Origin of the sequence: Streptomyces sp. NPDC018045, from assembly GCF_044327445.1 — a bacterium.
In the GTDB taxonomy this organism is placed as follows: domain Bacteria; phylum Actinomycetota; class Actinomycetes; order Streptomycetales; family Streptomycetaceae; genus Streptomyces.
Genome location: NZ_JBIRFL010000009.1, coordinates 227,663 through 242,997, shown reverse-complemented (window position 1 = coordinate 242,997; position 15,335 = coordinate 227,663). Strand labels below are relative to the sequence as shown.

The following is a 15,335-nucleotide window of genomic DNA, read 5'->3' as shown; positions in this document are numbered from 1 at the left end:
CGCGCGACGAGGCAACGCCCCACCCGAATCGGCCCGGCAGGGTTTTCTGTTGCGGTGTGGCGGCGGAGGCACAAGGGCCGCCCGACCCGCCCCGCCGGCTCCCCTCGTGTCCCATCTCACGCGCCGCCACACGAACAGGTCTGTCCGTACGAGGGGTGAGGGACCTACTCTGTCCGGTGCAACTGGTTCGCCCTGTCCGCCAGGCAGGTGCGTCGCAAGAGGGAACCCGGTGGGAATCCGGGACTGCCCCGCAGCGGTGAGCGAGAACGACCGCCGTCATACGCACTGGATCCGGGCCGCGGATCCGGGAAGCGACGGCCAGTAGGTGCCCGCCGGACGAAGGTCCGGCAGGCGTGCCCGCGAGTCCGAAGACCTGCCCGTTGCCCGCGTGCGTCCATACGTGCGCGGACATTCCGGTGACCTCGAGGGCGGGTCGGCGTACACATCAGACGAGCACGCGTGCCGTTCGGCGGCGCCGGGTGGCCCGTCCGGTGCGTCATTCCTTCGCGTTCTCGTCCCGTCACCGGGACTCGGAGAAGAACACGTCCGCGAAGGAGATTCCGTGACAGCGAAGCCCGCAGCCGCGGCAGCACGGGCCACCGTGTACGGCTACCCCCGCCAGGGTCGCAACCGGGAACTGAAGAAGGCCGTCGAGGGGTACTGGAAGGGCCGCGTCAGCGCGGACGCGCTGACGGAGACCGCGAAGGACCTGCGCCGTTCGAACTGGCAACAGCTCGCCGACGCCGGCATCCACGAGGTACCGACCGGTGACTTCTCGTACTACGACCATGTGCTGGACACCAGCGTCATGGTCGGAGCGGTCCCGGAACGGCACCGCCCCGCCGTCGAGGCCGACGCCCTGGACGGCTACTTCGCGATGGCGCGCGGCACGCAGGACGTGGCGCCGCTGGAGATGACCAAGTGGTTCGACACCAACTACCACTATCTGGTACCGGAGTTGGGCCCTGACACGGTCTTCACCACCGACTCCGCCAAGCAGGTCGGCGAGGTGCGGGAGGCGCTCGCGCTCGGCCACGCGCCGCGCCCGGTCCTCGTCGGCCCGGTCACCTATCTCCTGCTGGCCAAGCCCGCCCCGGGTGTCGCCGCCGACTTCGATCCGCTGACCCTGCTGGACCGGCTCCTGCCCGTCTACGCGGAGGTCCTGGCCGACCTCCGTGCGGCCGGTGCCGCGTGGGTGCAGCTCGACGAGCCCGCCCTGGTGCAGGACCGCACCCCGGCCGAACTCAACGCCACCGAGCGCGCCTACCGCGTCCTCGGCGGCCTCGACGACCGCCCGAAGCTGCTGGTCGCCTCGTACTTCGACCAGCTCGGCGAGGCCCTGCCGGTGCTCGCCAAGAGCCCCGTCGACGGTCTCGCGCTGGACTTCACCGAGGCCGCCGCGGACAATCTGAACGCGCTCGCCGCCGTGGGCGGCCTGCCCGGCAAGCGGCTGGTCGCCGGTGTCGTCAACGGCCGCAACATCTGGCTCAACGACTACGAGAGGTCGCTGGGCACGCTCGGTACGCTGCTGGGCCTGGCCGACCGGGTCGACGTGGCGGCCTCCTGCTCCCTGCTGCACGTGCCGCTCGACGCCACCGCCGAGCGGGACATCGACCCGCAGGTCCTGCGCTGGCTCGCGTTCGCCCGGCAGAAGACCACCGAGATCGCCACGCTCGCCCGCGCACTCGCGCACGGCACCGACACGATCGCCGCCGAACTGGCCGCCAACCGAGCCGCCCTGGCGTCCCGCGCCGGTTCCGCGATCACCCACGACCCCGCCGTACGGGCCCGTACCGCCGCCGTCACCGACGCCGACGGCCGCCGCTCGGCGCCCTACGCGCAGCGGACCACCGCGCAGCGGGCCCACCTGGGCCTGCCCCTGCTGCCGACCACCACCATCGGCTCCTTCCCGCAGACCGCCGAACTGCGCACCGCCCGCGCGGATCTGCGCGCGGGACGCATCGACACGGCCGGGTACGAGGAGCGCATCGAGCACGAGATCCGCGAGGTGCTCTCCTTCCAGGAGCGGGCGGGCCTCGACGTCCTCGTCCACGGCGAGCCCGAACGCAACGACATGGTGCAGTACTTCGCGGAACAGCTCACCGGCTGCCTCGCCACACAGCACGGCTGGGTCCAGTCGTACGGCACGCGCTACGTCCGGCCGCCGGTCCTCGCGGGCGACATCTCACGGCCCGAGCCGATGACGGTGCGGTGGACGCGGTACGCGCAGTCGCTCACCGACCGGCCCGTCAAGGGGATGCTGACCGGCCCGGTCACCATGCTCGCCTGGTCCTTCGTCCGGGACGACCAGCCGCTCGGCGACACCGCCCGGCAGGTGGCGCTGGCCCTGCGGGACGAGGTCGCCGACCTGGAGGCGGCCGGCACCTCGGTCATCCAGGTGGACGAGCCGGCCCTGCGCGAGACACTGCCGCTGCGCGCCGCCGGCCATGCCGCCTACCTCGCCTGGGCCACCGCGGCGTTCCGCCTCACCACCAGCGGCGTACGGGACCGTACGCAGATCCACACGCACATGTGCTACGCCGAGTTCGGCGACATCGTCCGGGCCATCGACGACCTCGACGCCGACGTCATCAGCCTGGAGGCCGCCCGCTCCCACATGCAGGTGGCCCGGGAACTGGCCGAACACGGCTACCCGCGGGAGGCCGGGCCGGGCGTGTACGACATCCACTCGCCCCGGGTGCCGAGCGCCGAGGAGGCGGCGAGCCTGCTGCGCAAGGGTCTCGGAGCCATCCCGGCCGAGCGCCTGTGGGTCAATCCCGACTGCGGTCTGAAGACCCGCGGCTGGCCCGAGACCCGCGCTTCGCTGGAGAACCTCGTCGCCGCCGCCCGGACCGTCCGGGCGGAGCTGCCGCCCTCGGCCTGACCTGAGCCGGTGGCGGTGGCGGCGAGGACCTCGGCTCCTCCGCCGCCTCCGGTTCCGCACGGACGACCGGGGCTGAGGGGCCCCGGTGTGCCGCCGGGGTGAGGGCCCCGGCCGCAGAACGGGCGGGCGCGGAACGGAACTGAGGCTGCTCCGCGCCCGCCCGTGACGTCCTGAAGGCGGTCAGCTCTCCCCCGCGCTCTCCAGGACGATTTGCAGCTCGACCTCCTGGTCGCCCGAGACCGTGCCTTCCGTACGGACGGAGAACGCGCGCGTCAGCACGTCGCGCAGCCGGTCCACCGCCAGGTGGCTGCCCTGGAGGTCGGCGGTGACGGTGGCGGCCAGGCCCACGCTCGGCCGGACCTCGCCGCGTACCTCCGAGGTTTCGAAGGTCTCGGTCCAGACGGTCGGGTGCCCGGGCTGTTTCGGCTCGTCGTGCGCGGTGTCGCCGGCGGCCCGGTCGGAGTCGAAGCAGCTCCGCAAGGTGCTGAACACGGCCTCGGCGTCGGCCGGGGACTGTGCGCTGAGCACGACCTGGGCCGGCTCGTCGTTGTGGGGTGTGCGGGTCATGTGGGCTGTGTCCTCTCCGCGCTGTGCGTTGGGGTGGTGCGGCGGGCTTCCTTGGCCGCCCGTTGGGGTACGACGGTGTACTTCGGGTCCTCGGCGGAGGCGATGCCGGCCGCGAAGACCCCGAAGCGGGTGCACGCGGAACCGGCGAGCAGCGCCAGGCCGCTCGCGGCGGCCAGCGGGCGTGAACGGCCTCCGCACACGGCGCCCACGGCGGCTCCGGCCGCGGTGAGCGTCCTCGCCGTACGGAGCAGCGTGCCGGCCCGCCCCGCGCGGTAGGTTTCCGCGACCATGCCGAGGCGCCGTTCGGCGGCCTTGGTGACCGCTTCGTCGGCGGCCGCGGCCAGTACCGCGGCGCAGCGGGCGGGCGCGGTCTCCCGTGCGGGGGCGACGACGAGCGCCATCCCGCAGGCGGCGGCCGTCGCCGACGCGGCGAACAGGTACGGGAGTTCGCGGTGGGCGCCGTGCCAGGCGGGGACGGCGGTGTCCGCCGCGAGGACCGCGGTGTAGGTGGCGACGGCCGGTCCGAGGAGCGCCGCGGCGCCGGTCGCCACGGCGCCCGCCCGGGGCAGCCTGCCGGTGACCGCGGCCGCGGCCGCGGCGCCCGCGGCGGGCCCGTAGGCGGCCAGCAGCCAGGAGCCGACGCTCATCGGCGAGGTCGGCTTGAGGACCCGCAGCATGTTCCCGAACCGGCCGGGTCTGCCGAGGTCGTTGACGAGCGCCGCGGTGGACAGGGAGACCGCCGCCAGGGAGGAGACCTTCATCGCGGTGGCGGTGGTGGCGCGGCCGGTCGCGTGGGCTCCGGCGGCCAGCACCGATCCGGCGCCGGCCAGGCCGCCGAGGAAGAAGTACCCGGCGATGTCCCGGGCGCGCCAGGCGGGCGCCTTGATGACCGGTCTGCCGTAGTACGACGCGAACTCGGCCGGCGGTGCCATGAGCTGCTCGCCCCGGCCGCGCTTGCCGCCCCGGCGTCGTCCTCGGCCGTCGCCCTCTCGGCCCGGCCCGGCCCCGTCAGGCCCGCCCGGCCCGCTCGCCCCGCCGCGCAGCATCTCCGGCGCGGCGGCGCGCCCAGGGAGCCCGCCCTCGGAGCCCTCACGGGTGACATCGGAGCCGTTCATCCGTTCATCCCTCGTCCGTTGATCGCCATCCGTTCATCGCCTGCCCTTCCGGACGGTGGTGATGCCGAGGTGCTTGAGTGCGGGCCCGGCGAACGCCAGCGCGATGCCGCCGGCCAGCGAGAGCGCCGCGGTGCCCGCGTGCTTCCACATGGCGGGCAGGTCGCGGGTGGTGACGACGGGGTCCGGTGGCAGTCCGTAGACCTCGGGTTCGTCGAGGAGCAGGAAGAACGCGCCGTCCCCGCCGACGCCGTCGGTCGGCTCGTGACCGTACAGCCGCGCGTCGGTGACGCCTGCCGCGTGCAGTTGGCCGACGCGGAGCGCGGCCCGCTCGCGGAGTTCGTCCAGCGGCCCGTACTGGATGGATTCGGTCGGACACGCCTTGGCGCAGGCGGGTTCCTGTCCGGCGCCGAGCCGGTCGTAGCACATGGTGCACTTGAAGGCGCGGCCGTCGGCGGGGCGCTGCTCGATGACGCCGTACGGGCAGGCGGGTACGCAGTAGCCGCAGCCGTTGCAGATGTCCTCCTGGACGACGACCGTGCCGAACTCGGTGCGGAAGAGCGAGCCGGTGGGGCAGACGTCCAGGCACGCGGCGTGCGTGCAGTGTTTGCAGACGTCGGAGGCCATCAGCCAGCGCAGCTCACCGCCGGGGCCGGCCGGGTCGCCGCCCGGCGGCGCGCCGCCGGTGCCCGGCGTGTCGGCCAGGGGCAGTTCCGTACGGCCCTCGGGAGCGGGCGGAGCCTGGTCCGCGGCCGGGTCCCGGCCCGGCGGTACGGATTGTTCGATGAAGGCCACGTGCCGCCATGTCGACGCCCCGAGGCCCTGTGTGTTGTCGTAGCTCATCCCCGACAGGGTCAGGCCGTCCTCGGGAAGCGCGTTCCACTCCTTGCAGGCCACCTCGCACGCCTTGCAGCCGATGCACACCGACGTGTCGGTGAAGAAGCCCGTCCGGGGCGGTGCGCCGGGGTGGCCCGCGTCGCCGACCGGGTCCGGTTCGACGCCGCTGAGCAGGTGGCCGGTCATGGGCGGGGCTCCGTTCCGGTGGTCGCGTCGAGGCCGGCGCGCCGCCGGTGGGCCGCGACCAGTTCGGGCAGTCCGGGGCCGCGCGGGCGGCGTCCCGGCCGGATGTCGGCGGTGAGCGCCTTGTCCTCCTGGATGTGGGCGTTGGGGTCGAGGGCGATCGCCACCAGCTCATTGGCGGCGTCGCCGGTGACCACGCCGTTGGGCCCCCAGTGGAAGGGCAGGCCGATCTGGTGGACGGTGCGGCCCTGCACGGTCAGCGGGGTGATCCGCCGGGTGACCATGACGCGGGCCTCGATGGCACCCCGCGCGGTGATGATCGTGGCCCAGCCCAGGTGCTCCAGTCCGCGTTCGGCGGCGAGCCGCGGGGAGATCTCGCAGAACAGCTCCGGCTGGAGTTCGGCGAGGTAGGGCGACCAGCGGCTCATGCCGCCCGCGGTGAAGTGTTCGGTGAGCCGGTGGGTGGTGACGATGTACGGGTAGACGTCGGCGCCCGGCTCGTCGCCGCTGGGGTGGTAGCGGTTGCCCTCGTGGGGGTGCAGGCGGCGGACCGGTGAGCGGGGCGTGGCCGGGTACAGGGCGTTGCCGAACGGGGAGTCCTGGGGTTCGTAGTGGGTGGGCAGCGGCCCGTCCACGAGGCCGGCGGGCGCGTACAGCCAGCCCTTGCCGTCCGCCTGCATGATGAACGGGTCGTCGCCGCGCAGCGCGTCGGGGCCGGTCGCGCCGTCCGGCGGCTCGTGGTCGGGGGCGCGGTCGGGGATGAAGTCCGGCACGTCGTGGCCGGTCCAGGTGCCTTCGGCCGCGTCCCACCAGACGTACGCCTTGCGTTCGCTCCACGGTGTGCCGTCCGGGGCGGCGGACGCGCGGTTGTAGAGGATGCGGCGGTTGGCGGGCCAGGCCCAGGCCCATTCCGCGGCCACCCAGTCCTGTTCGGTGTGCGGCTTCCTGCGGGCCGCCCGGTTGACGCCGTCCGCGTACACGCCGCAGTAGATCCAGCAGCCGCACTTCGTCGAGCCGTCGTCTCTCAGCTCTGTGTACGCGGTCAGCGGGGCGCCGTCCGGGCCGTGTCCGTTGATCTCGGCGAGCACGGCGTCGGCGACCGGCTCGTCGAGCGGCCCGTGCACCGGGTAGTCCCAGGTCAGGTCCTGTACGGGTCGGTCCATCGGGTCGGTGGAGGCGGCCAGTTTCGCCTTGATCCGCCGGCCGAGGTGGTACATGAACCACAGGTCGCTGCGGGCGTCGCCCTCGGGTTCGACGGCCGCGTGGTGCCACTGCACCCAGCGGTTGGTGTTGGTGAAGGAGCCGGACTTCTCGGTGTGCGCGGCGGCCGGGAAGAAGAACACCTCGGTGCCGATGTCCTCGGTGCGCAGTTCGCCGGTCTCGATCTCCGGGCCGTCCTGCCACCAGGTCGCCGACTCGATGAGGGAGAAGTCCCGTACGACCAGCCACTCCAGGTTGGCCATGCCCAACCGTTGCAGGCGGGTGTTGGCGGAGCCGACGGCGGGGTTCTCCCCCATCAGGAAGTAGCCCTCGCAGACGCCGTCGAGCTGGGCCATGACGGTCTCGTACGTGGCGTGCGCGCCGGTCAGACGCGGCAGGTGCCCGAAGCAGTAGTCGTTGCCGGCGGTGGCCGCGTCGCCGTAGTACGCCTTGAGCAGGCTGACGAAATAGGCCCGCATGTTGCCCCAGAAGCCCTTCTCGGTGCGGCTGGAGCGGACGAAGGTGTCCAGGTCCTGGTGCGCGTGGGCGTGCGGCATCGGCAGGTAGCCGGGCAGCAGGTTGAACAGGGTGGGGATGTCGCTGGAGCCCTGGATGGAGGCGTGGCCGCGCAGGGCCTGGATGCCGCCGCCGGGGCGGCCGATGTTGCCGAGGAGCAGTTGCAGGACGCTCGCGGCCCGGATGTACTGCGCGCCGACCGTGTGCTGGGTCCAGCCGACCGCGTAGACGAAGGCGCTGGTGCGGTCGCGGCCCGAGTTGGCGGTCAGCTCCTCGCACACCCGCAGGAACGTCTTCTTCGGCACGCCGCAGATCCGCTCGACCATCTCGGGGGTGTAGCGGGCGTAGTGGCGCTTGAGGACCTGGTAGACGCAGCGCGGGTGCCGCAGCGTCTCGTCGCGCGGCGCCTGCTGCGCGGTGCGGGCGCCGCCGGAGCCGTGCGACTCGGGGCCGCCGGCCTCCTGGACACGGGCCTCGTACAGCTCGTCGACCTCGCCCGACGGGGCCTGCACCGCGACGCCCTCGTACTGCCAGCTCAGGGTGTCGTAGTGGGTGGTGGCCTCGTCCAGGCCGGAGAAGACGCCGTCCAGGTCCTCGGTGTCCCGGAAGTCCTCGCCGACCAGGGTGGCGGCGTTGGTGTAGTTCAGGACGTACTCGCGGAAGTCCTTCTCCTCGGTCAGGACGTGGTGGACGAGCCCGCCGAGGAAGGCGATGTCGCTGCCCGCCCGGAGGGGGACGTGCAGGTCGGCCAGGGCGCTGGTGCGGGTGTAGCGCGGGTCGACGTGGATGACGCGGGCGCCGCGGGCCTTGGCCTCCATGACCCACTGGAAGCCGACGGGGTGCGCCTCGGCGAAGTTGGAGCCCTGGATGACGATGCAGTCGGCGTGCTGGAGGTCCTGCATGAAGGTGGTCGCGCCGCCGCGCCCGAAGGAGGTGCCGAGGCCGGCGACGGTGGAGCTGTGGCAGACCCGGGCCTGGTTCTCCACCTGGACCACACCGAGGCCGGTCAGCAGCTTCTTGATGAGGTAGTTCTCCTCGTTGTCGAGGGTGGCGCCGCCCAGGCTGGCGATGCCCAGGGTGCGCGCCGTGTAGAGCCCTTCGCCGGACTCCCACTCCCAGGTGCGGCGGCGGGTCTCGACAACCCGGTCGGCGACCATGTCCATGGCCGTCTCCAGGTCCAGCGGCTCCCAGTCCGTTCCGTACGGGCGCCGGTGGAGCACCTGGTGGCGGCGGGCCGAGCCGGTGGTGAGCTGGAGCGTCGCCGATCCCTTGGGGCAGAGCCGGCCGCGGCTGACGGGCGAGTCCGGGTCGCCCTCGATCTGGACGACCTTCTCGTCCTTGACGTACACCTGCTGGCCGCAGCCGACCGCGCAGTACGGGCAGACGGAGCGCACCATCCGGTCGGCGGTGTCGGTGCGCGGGCGCAGCCGCTCCGTGTACGGCGACATCGCGGCGCGGCCCCGGCCCAGCGGGTCGCCCCCGGTGAGCTGCCGGTACACGGGCCAGTCACGGACCCGTTTGCGCACGCCCATCGCTTTCCTCCAGCGCGTCTGCGGTCCGCCACGGCGGGTGGCCGGCGGCGGGTGCCCCCCTCAAAGGCTCGCCCGCCGGAGCCCCGGCGGCGAGCGGGGGCGGCCGGCGGGGCACCGGGCGGCAGGCCGGTACCGCCGGTGTCCGGCCGGCGGCGCGAGGGCGGGTTCCCCGCGCCGGGCCGGGAAAACCCGCGTGGACCGGCGAAGATCCACGAGCGGTGGGCCCGCGCCTTCCACCGTACGGGCGGGAACGCGCCCGCGTGGCCCCGTACCCGTCGCAACGCGCCCGCCTCGCGTCGTACGGGTGAGCGGCACCACGGGCGGAATCGGACCGTACGGTGATTGACCCGTCCGGGCCCGGGGAACCCCTGGCCCATGGCTGTCGATCACACGCAGGCACCGGTTCTGGAGGCGCTGGCCCGCTACCGGCAGGCCGGGGAGGTCTCCTTCACCCCGCCGGGGCACAAGCAGGCCCGCGGCGCCGACCCGCTGGTGCGGGAGGTGCTGGGCGACGCGGTCTTCCACAGCGATCTGCTGGCCTCCGGCGGTCTGGACGACCGGCTGGGCCGGGGCCGGGTGCTGGAGCGGGCCGAAGCGCTGATGGCGGACGCGGTGCACGCCTCGCACACGTTCTTCTCCACCTGCGGCAGTTCCCTGTCCGTCAAGGCGGCGATGCTGTCCGTCGCGGGTCCGCACGAGAAGCTGCTGGTCGGCCGGGACGCGCACAAATCCGTGGTGTCCGGTCTGATCCTGTCCGGCGTACGGCCGATCTGGGTGGACCCGCAGTGGGACGCGGAGCGCCGGATCGCCCATCCGCCGCCGGTCGCGGCGTTCGAGCGGGCCTTCGAGGAGCATCCCGACGCACGCGGTGCGCTGGTGACCAGCCCGACGCCGTACGGCGCCTGCGCGGACCTCGACGCGCTGGCGAAGGTGTGCCACCGGCGAGGGCGCCCGCTGGTCGTGGACGAGGCGTGGGGAGCGCATCTGCCCTTCCACCCGGATCTGCCGTCCTGGGCGATGGACGCCGGCGCCGACGTCTGTGTGACGAGCATCCACAAGATGGGCAGCGGCCTGGAGCAGGGTTCGGTGTTCCATCTCCAGGGCGACCTGGTCCGGCCGACGGTGCTGAAGTCCCGGGCCGACCTGTTCGGTACGACCAGCCCTTCGGTGCTGCTGTACGCGGGCCTGGACGGCTGGCGGCGGCAGATGGCCCTGCGGGGCCGGGACCTCCTCGGCCGGGCCCTGGACCTGGCCGCGCGGGTGCGGGCCGCCATCGAGGAGATCGACGGGCTGCACGTCAACGACCGGGCCGACTTCTGCGGTCCGGGGCTGGCCGACGCCTTCGACCCGCTGCCCGTGGTGATCGACGTCAGCGGACTGGGCACGTCCGGCTACCGGGCCGCCGACTGGCTGCGCGAACACCGCCGCGTCGACGCCCATCTCGCCGATCACCGGCGGATCAGCGCCCAGCTCACCCACGCCGACGACGACACGACGGCGGGCGTGCTGCTCGACGCGCTGCGTGACCTGTCGCGGCACGCCGCCGACCTGCGCCCGGCCCCCGAGGTCGAGGTGCCGACGCCGGGCGAGCTGCGGCTGGAGCAGGTGTGCCTGCCGCGGGACGCCTACTTCGGCGAGGTCGAGGACGTACCGGTGAGCGCGGCGGCCGGCCGGATCGTGGCCGAGATGCTGACGCCCTACCCGCCGGGCATCCCGGCCGCGCTGCCCGGCGAACGGCTCGACAGGCCCGTGGTGCGCTACCTGACGAGCGGGGTGCGGGCCGGGATGAACGTGCCGGACGCCGCCGACCCCGAGCTGAAGTCCGTCCGGGTGCTCGTGGAAGGAAACGGCTGACATGCGTACGGCGCTCATCGTGATCGACATGATCAACACGTACGAGCACGAGGACGCCGAGCGGCTGCTGCCGTCGGTACGCGACGCGCTGCCCGGCATGCTGCGCGTGCTGGAGCGGGCCCGCGCGAAGGGCTCGGACGTCGAAGTCATCTACGTCAACGACAACTTCGGCCGGTGGCGCTCGCACCACGACGAGATCCTCCGTACGGCGCTGGACGGGCCGCACGCCGACCTGGTGGAGCCCCTGCGCCCCGACGCCGCCTCACTGTTCGTGGTCAAGGCCCGGCACTCGATCTTCTACGAGACGCCGCTGGGGTACCTGCTCAGTCAGCACGGCATCGGGCGGATAGTGCTCTGTGGCCAGGTGACCGAGCAGTGCGTCCTGTACTCGGCCCTCGACGCGCACATCCGGCACCTGGACGTCACGGTCCCGCGCGACGCGGTGGCCCACATTCACGCCGATCTCGCCGATGCCGCCCTGCGGATGATGGAGCGGAACATGGGCGCGGACGTGACGGAGTCGACGGCGGAGCAGCTCTTCGGCTGACTTCGGGACACAGCAGTGCCAGGAACCGCCCCCCTTCCGGCCGCTTCCTCCGGCCCGAACGGCCGCTCCTCCCCGCCCGCACCGAAGTGCCCCCTGGTCAAACGGGGGCGCGTGGTGGCCAGTTGAAGGCACACTCCACGCTGAAGCGGATGAACGCGGCGCCGACCACCAGCAGTGCGGAAGCGGCCATCACCCCGTCCCGCCGTCCCCGGTACGGCGGGGATTGTCCCCGCGTACGGGCGGGCTCACCTCCTGGCGTGCCCCTTCTACCCCCAATGGTCGATATGTCGATTTAGGAGTACTTTGGGAGGTGGCATCGGGGGCATCACCGACCTTGGTGGTGACATCTCTTCGAGGGAGCGAATGATGCTTGCCCAGACCCTTCAGCCCACCGGCCTCACACTCGACAAGGAAGCACTCGGGTGGGTGGCGGCCCAGCCCGAAGCGCCGCTGAGCGACGCGCCCGTCCCCGCCCCGCACGGCGCCGCCTGGGGCGTCCTGCTCCTGGGCCTCCTGATCTCCCCCAAGGAGCCGAAGGAAACGAAGCGCCGGTGATCTCCGAGCGTTCACGGACCGCCCACAGCGAATCGGCCGACCAGTTGGCCCGTCGCGCCCTCGATGCCCTCCGGGGCACCGGGGGCGCCGCCGTGGCCGCGGCCCATGTCGAGGCAGCCGCGTCGGAGTCCGGGGGCGACCCGGCGGTGGCGCTGGGCGCCGTCCGCATCCTGGGGGCGGACGTCCTCGCACCGTATGTACTGACCGGTCAGGCCCCCTCCGCCGGTGAAACGGCCGCCGTCGGCCTGGCACTCAGTGCCCTGCCGCCCGACGAGGCGCCACCCCCGCCGCCGCCCGCCGGCACCGAGGAAGCGTGGGTCATGGCCTGGATCGACTGGGGACTCGCCACCGTGCTGGCCCGCCTCGATCCCGCCAACTCACCGGTCCGGGCGGCGCCTCTCCCCCAGGGCCCGCCGCGCTGCGACGACTCCGCACCCCGCGGCCTGCCACCCGCCACCGTCACCGGCGGCGGTCAACCGGACGGCACCGGCAGCCCCGTACGGGAAGGCTGGGTGTCCTGGTCCGTACGCATGGGGAAGCTGGCCTCACTCGCCCTGCCGGGACTGGACGGGCCGGTGCACGCCGCCGCCCGGTCCGGAGCCCTGGGCCTGGCCCGCGGTGCCACCCGCGCCGCGCTGCGGCGGGACCACCCCACCGCCGCCCGTATCACCCGCTGGCTGGCCTGGCTCCGCGCCGACGGGGCCGCGCTGCCGCTGGATCCCGCGCCCCTGACCGAGCACATCGCGCTGCTCGGCGGCGGCGACCGCCCCGCGCTGGACACCGCCGTCGCCCGCCGGCTGCTCGGCCTGGAGGACATATGAGTCCCGCCCCGGCGCAGACCGCGCACACCATCGGCTCCCGGGCCCTGGCCTGGCTGCACGCCAACCGCGAGCACGGCAGACTCTCCGACTGCCCCCGGGCCGACCTCCTCGACGACGCCGACACGTACAAAGGTCTGGGTGAAACGGCGCTCGCGGCCTCCCTGGTCCTGCGCGGCGGCGTCGCCGGAACCACGGAACTGGCCCTGGCCCGCGAGCTGCTGGAGTTCTGCTGGCAGCAAGTGGACAGCGGGGCGCTGCTGTACGAGCGGCTGCTGCGCCATCCGCTCAAGACCGACCCGCTGGAGACCTACGCCCACTTCGTCCGCGGCGGCTACCGCCACCCGCAGTTCGAGCGGCTGGCCGCCCACACCGTCACGCTGCGTTCGACGCACGCCGTGGAACACGTACCGAACCGGCGGCTCGCGGTTGCCAACTCCGCACGCGTCACCGGCCTCGACCACGGCCCGGCGGCCCACGACTGGGCCACCCTGACCCGGGCCACCTGGCTCGGGGCCACCCCCGAGCCCTGGCACATCGACTGGCTGACCGGATACGGCGTCACCCACGTCGTCTTCCACCTCACCGACTGGGGCCGCCTGCCCGCCGAACTCCCCGCCGACATCGCGGAATACCTCACCCGGTGGCTCCCGGCGTGGACCGAGATCTGGGCGGAGAGCGGCCAGTGGGACCTGATGGCCGAGCTGATGATCGCCGGCGCCTGTCTGCCGGAGCCCTGGACGGAGACCGACGACTGGCAGCGGCTGGCCGGCCTCCAGCGCGACGACGGGCTCGTGCCCCGCGACGACCAGCCCGTCGAAGGCGACCCGGCCGAACTCTTCGACGCCCACCAGCACCCCACCGTCGTGGCCGTCGTCGCGGGCACCGTCGCCCTGACCCGAGCGCTCGGTGCCACCGGGCAGCCCGGCCCATGACGGCGCCGGCCCCGGGCCCGGCGGCACATGGCCGGCCCGAAGCGCTGCTGCGGCACCTGCCGGAAGCACTGCTGTCGGCCGCCCCGGACGCGAGTGCCGTCGCCGTCGGCCTGTACCGGCGCGGGCAGCGGGCCTTCCTCGTCCGGGGCAGCACCGCGTTCGAGGGCGGGGTGCCGGTGGAGCCGTCCACCCGCTTCGAGATCGGCTCCCTCACCAAGACGTTCACCGCGCTGCTCTTCGCCGAGCACGCCGCCCGGGGCGAGGTGGGCCACCACGATCCCGCCGTCCGCCATCTGCCGCCGGGCACGCGCGTCCCCGTACGCGGTACCCCCATCACCCTCACCCACCTGGCCACCCACACCTCGGGCCTGCCCCGCCTGCCGCCGGGGCTGCTGCGCTCCGCCGCCCGCCGCCTCCCCACCAACCCCTACGCCGGCTTCACGCGCGCGGACGTGCTCCGCGCCCTGGCCCACACCCGGCTGCGGTCCCGGCCGGGTGCGCGGGTGCGGTACTCCAACTTCGGTGTCGGCCTCCTGGGGCACGCGCTGTGCGGCGCGGCGGGGGGACTCCCGTACGAGGACCTGCTCGCGGCCCGCGTCCTGCGACCCCTCGGCCTGTACGACACCAGTGCCACGGCCGACCCGCCCCCCGGAGGCACCCAGGTCACCGGCCACTGGCACCGCCGCCCCCGGCCGCCGTTCAGCATCCCGGGCCTGCCGGGCGCCGGCGCCGTCCGCTCCAGCGCCCGCGACCTCCTGACCCTCGCCGAGGCACTGGCCGGCCCGGGAGAGGCGGCCGTCACCGGCGTACCGTCGGCGCCCTTGCGCACGGCCCTGGAGGACGTGACCCGCCCCCGGCTCGTCCTGCCCCGCACGACCTCCCGGCTCGCCCTGGTCTGGAACATCCGCCCCCGGCCCGACGGCCCGGACCTCTACCACCACTCGGGCGGCACCCGCGGCTGCACGGCCTTCGCCGGCTTCAGCCCACAGCACGACACCGCGCTGATCGCCCTGGCCAACTGCGCACCGGGCTTCGGCGCAGCCTTCGTCCAGGAGGCGTACGACGCCCTGTCGGCCCTGCTACGTGATCCCTGACGGCCTCGACCGCACCAGTACTCCCCGTACCGGCCCTACCCGTACGCCTCGCCGCCCAGCTCCAGACCCGCCGTACCCGCCGTCGCGTCGGCCAGCCAGCCGCGGAAGGCGTCCAGGTCGGACTCCGGCAGCCCGACCTCGATGCGCACGTCGGCCCCGTACGTCACCTCGCGCACGGCCCGGCCCGTGGTCCGCAGATCGTTCTCCACCCGTCCGGCACGCTGGTGGTCGACGGTGACGGTGACCAGGCGGAAGCGCTGCCGGGTGACCGTGCCGAGCGCGTCCAGGGTCTCCCCCACGGCGCCCCCGTACGCGCGGATCAGACCGCCGGCCCCCAGCTTGATGCCGCCGAAGTAGCGGGTGACGACCGCGACGACGTACCGCACCTCGCGGCGCACCAGCATCTGGAGCATCGGCACCCCCGCGGTCCCACCCGGCTCGCCGTCGTCGCTGGCCTTCTGCACCCCGCCGTCGGCTCCGAGAACGTACGCGAAGCAGTGGTGCCGCGCGGTGGGATGCTCCTTGCGGACGCGCGCGATGAAGTCCTGGGCCTCGGTCTCGGTCGCGACGGGGGCGAGCGCGCAGATGAAGCGGGACTTGTTGATCTCGATCTCGTGAACACCCTCGCGCGCGAGAGTCCGGTACTGCTCCTGCATCAGACCACCCTATGCGCCGCACGACGAAAGCCGGCACCCGCGGGA

General features: G+C 73.6%; 12 protein-coding genes and 1 riboswitch. Of the genes, 7 read left to right on the top strand and 5 right to left on the bottom strand.

Translation table 11 applies throughout. The features are described 5' to 3' along the window. Nucleotides 1–166: 166 nt before the first annotated feature. Nucleotides 167–396, top strand: a riboswitch (cobalamin riboswitch). 166 nt (nucleotides 397–562) lie between these two features. Beyond that, complete coding sequence (metE, locus tag ACH4EB_RS22445; RefSeq protein WP_398349319.1) at nucleotides 563–2,884, top strand: 5-methyltetrahydropteroyltriglutamate--homocysteine S-methyltransferase; 2,322 nt, start codon at nucleotides 563–565, stop codon at nucleotides 2,882–2,884. A gap of 180 nt (nucleotides 2,885–3,064) precedes the next feature. Here metE and ACH4EB_RS22440 read toward each other — a convergent pair whose 3' ends face one another. Genes ACH4EB_RS22440 through fdh form a run of 4 tightly spaced genes read right to left on the bottom strand, consistent with a single transcriptional unit; the run spans nucleotide 3,065 to nucleotide 8,831 of the window. Continuing rightward, on the bottom strand, nucleotides 3,065–3,451 hold the full coding sequence (locus ACH4EB_RS22440) for a hypothetical protein (RefSeq protein WP_398349318.1): 387 nt from the start codon (nucleotides 3,449–3,451) through the stop codon (nucleotides 3,065–3,067). Further along, the gene (gene nrfD, locus ACH4EB_RS22435; protein WP_398349317.1) at nucleotides 3,448–4,566 is read right to left on the bottom strand and encodes an NrfD/PsrC family molybdoenzyme membrane anchor subunit; all 1,119 of its coding nucleotides are present in this window, start codon (nucleotides 4,564–4,566) and stop codon (nucleotides 3,448–3,450) included. Before nrfD ends, ACH4EB_RS22440 begins: the two co-directional genes overlap by 4 nt. A 33-nt stretch (nucleotides 4,567–4,599) precedes the next feature. Next, on the bottom strand, nucleotides 4,600–5,586 hold the full coding sequence (locus tag ACH4EB_RS22430; RefSeq protein ID WP_398349316.1) for a 4Fe-4S dicluster domain-containing protein: 987 nt from the start codon (nucleotides 5,584–5,586) through the stop codon (nucleotides 4,600–4,602). Next, nucleotides 5,583–8,831, bottom strand: coding sequence for a formate dehydrogenase (gene fdh / locus ACH4EB_RS22425; RefSeq protein WP_398349315.1), 3,249 nt, complete (start codon nucleotides 8,829–8,831; stop codon nucleotides 5,583–5,585). Before fdh ends, ACH4EB_RS22430 begins: the two co-directional genes overlap by 4 nt. A gap of 375 nt (nucleotides 8,832–9,206) precedes the next feature. Here fdh and ACH4EB_RS22420 point away from each other — a divergent pair, with 375 nt between their 5' ends. From ACH4EB_RS22420 to ACH4EB_RS22395, 6 genes are all read left to right on the top strand, one after another. Further along, nucleotides 9,207–10,685 carry an aminotransferase class I/II-fold pyridoxal phosphate-dependent enzyme gene (locus ACH4EB_RS22420; protein ID WP_398349314.1) on the top strand — a complete coding sequence of 493 codons (1,479 nt, stop codon included), beginning with the start codon at nucleotides 9,207–9,209 and terminating at the stop codon, nucleotides 10,683–10,685. A 1-nt stretch (nucleotide 10,686) separates the two neighbouring features. Continuing rightward, nucleotides 10,687–11,232 (top strand): cysteine hydrolase family protein, encoded by a 546-nt coding sequence (locus tag ACH4EB_RS22415; protein ID WP_398349313.1) that lies wholly within the window; start codon nucleotides 10,687–10,689, stop codon nucleotides 11,230–11,232. A 366-nt stretch (nucleotides 11,233–11,598) separates the two neighbouring features. Beyond that, complete coding sequence (locus ACH4EB_RS22410; RefSeq protein ID WP_199930990.1) at nucleotides 11,599–11,787, top strand: hypothetical protein; 189 nt, start codon at nucleotides 11,599–11,601, stop codon at nucleotides 11,785–11,787. After that, nucleotides 11,784–12,608: a hypothetical protein gene (locus ACH4EB_RS22405; RefSeq protein WP_398349312.1), complete on the top strand. Its 825-nt coding sequence runs from the start codon at nucleotides 11,784–11,786 to the stop codon at nucleotides 12,606–12,608. Before ACH4EB_RS22410 ends, ACH4EB_RS22405 begins: the two co-directional genes overlap by 4 nt. Further along, complete coding sequence (locus ACH4EB_RS22400; RefSeq protein ID WP_398349311.1) at nucleotides 12,605–13,540, top strand: DUF6895 family protein; 936 nt, start codon at nucleotides 12,605–12,607, stop codon at nucleotides 13,538–13,540. The genes ACH4EB_RS22405 and ACH4EB_RS22400 overlap by 4 nt, the downstream gene beginning before the upstream one ends. Continuing rightward, complete coding sequence (locus tag ACH4EB_RS22395) at nucleotides 13,537–14,634, top strand: serine hydrolase domain-containing protein (RefSeq protein WP_398349310.1); 1,098 nt, start codon at nucleotides 13,537–13,539, stop codon at nucleotides 14,632–14,634. Before ACH4EB_RS22400 ends, ACH4EB_RS22395 begins: the two co-directional genes overlap by 4 nt. A 35-nt stretch (nucleotides 14,635–14,669) precedes the next feature. On the opposite strand, the gene ACH4EB_RS22390 is transcribed toward ACH4EB_RS22395, so the two are convergent. After that, entirely contained in the window at nucleotides 14,670–15,290 is a 621-nt protein-coding gene (locus tag ACH4EB_RS22390; protein ID WP_398349309.1) for a YigZ family protein, read from the bottom strand. Between the last annotated feature and the right edge of the window lie 45 nt (nucleotides 15,291–15,335).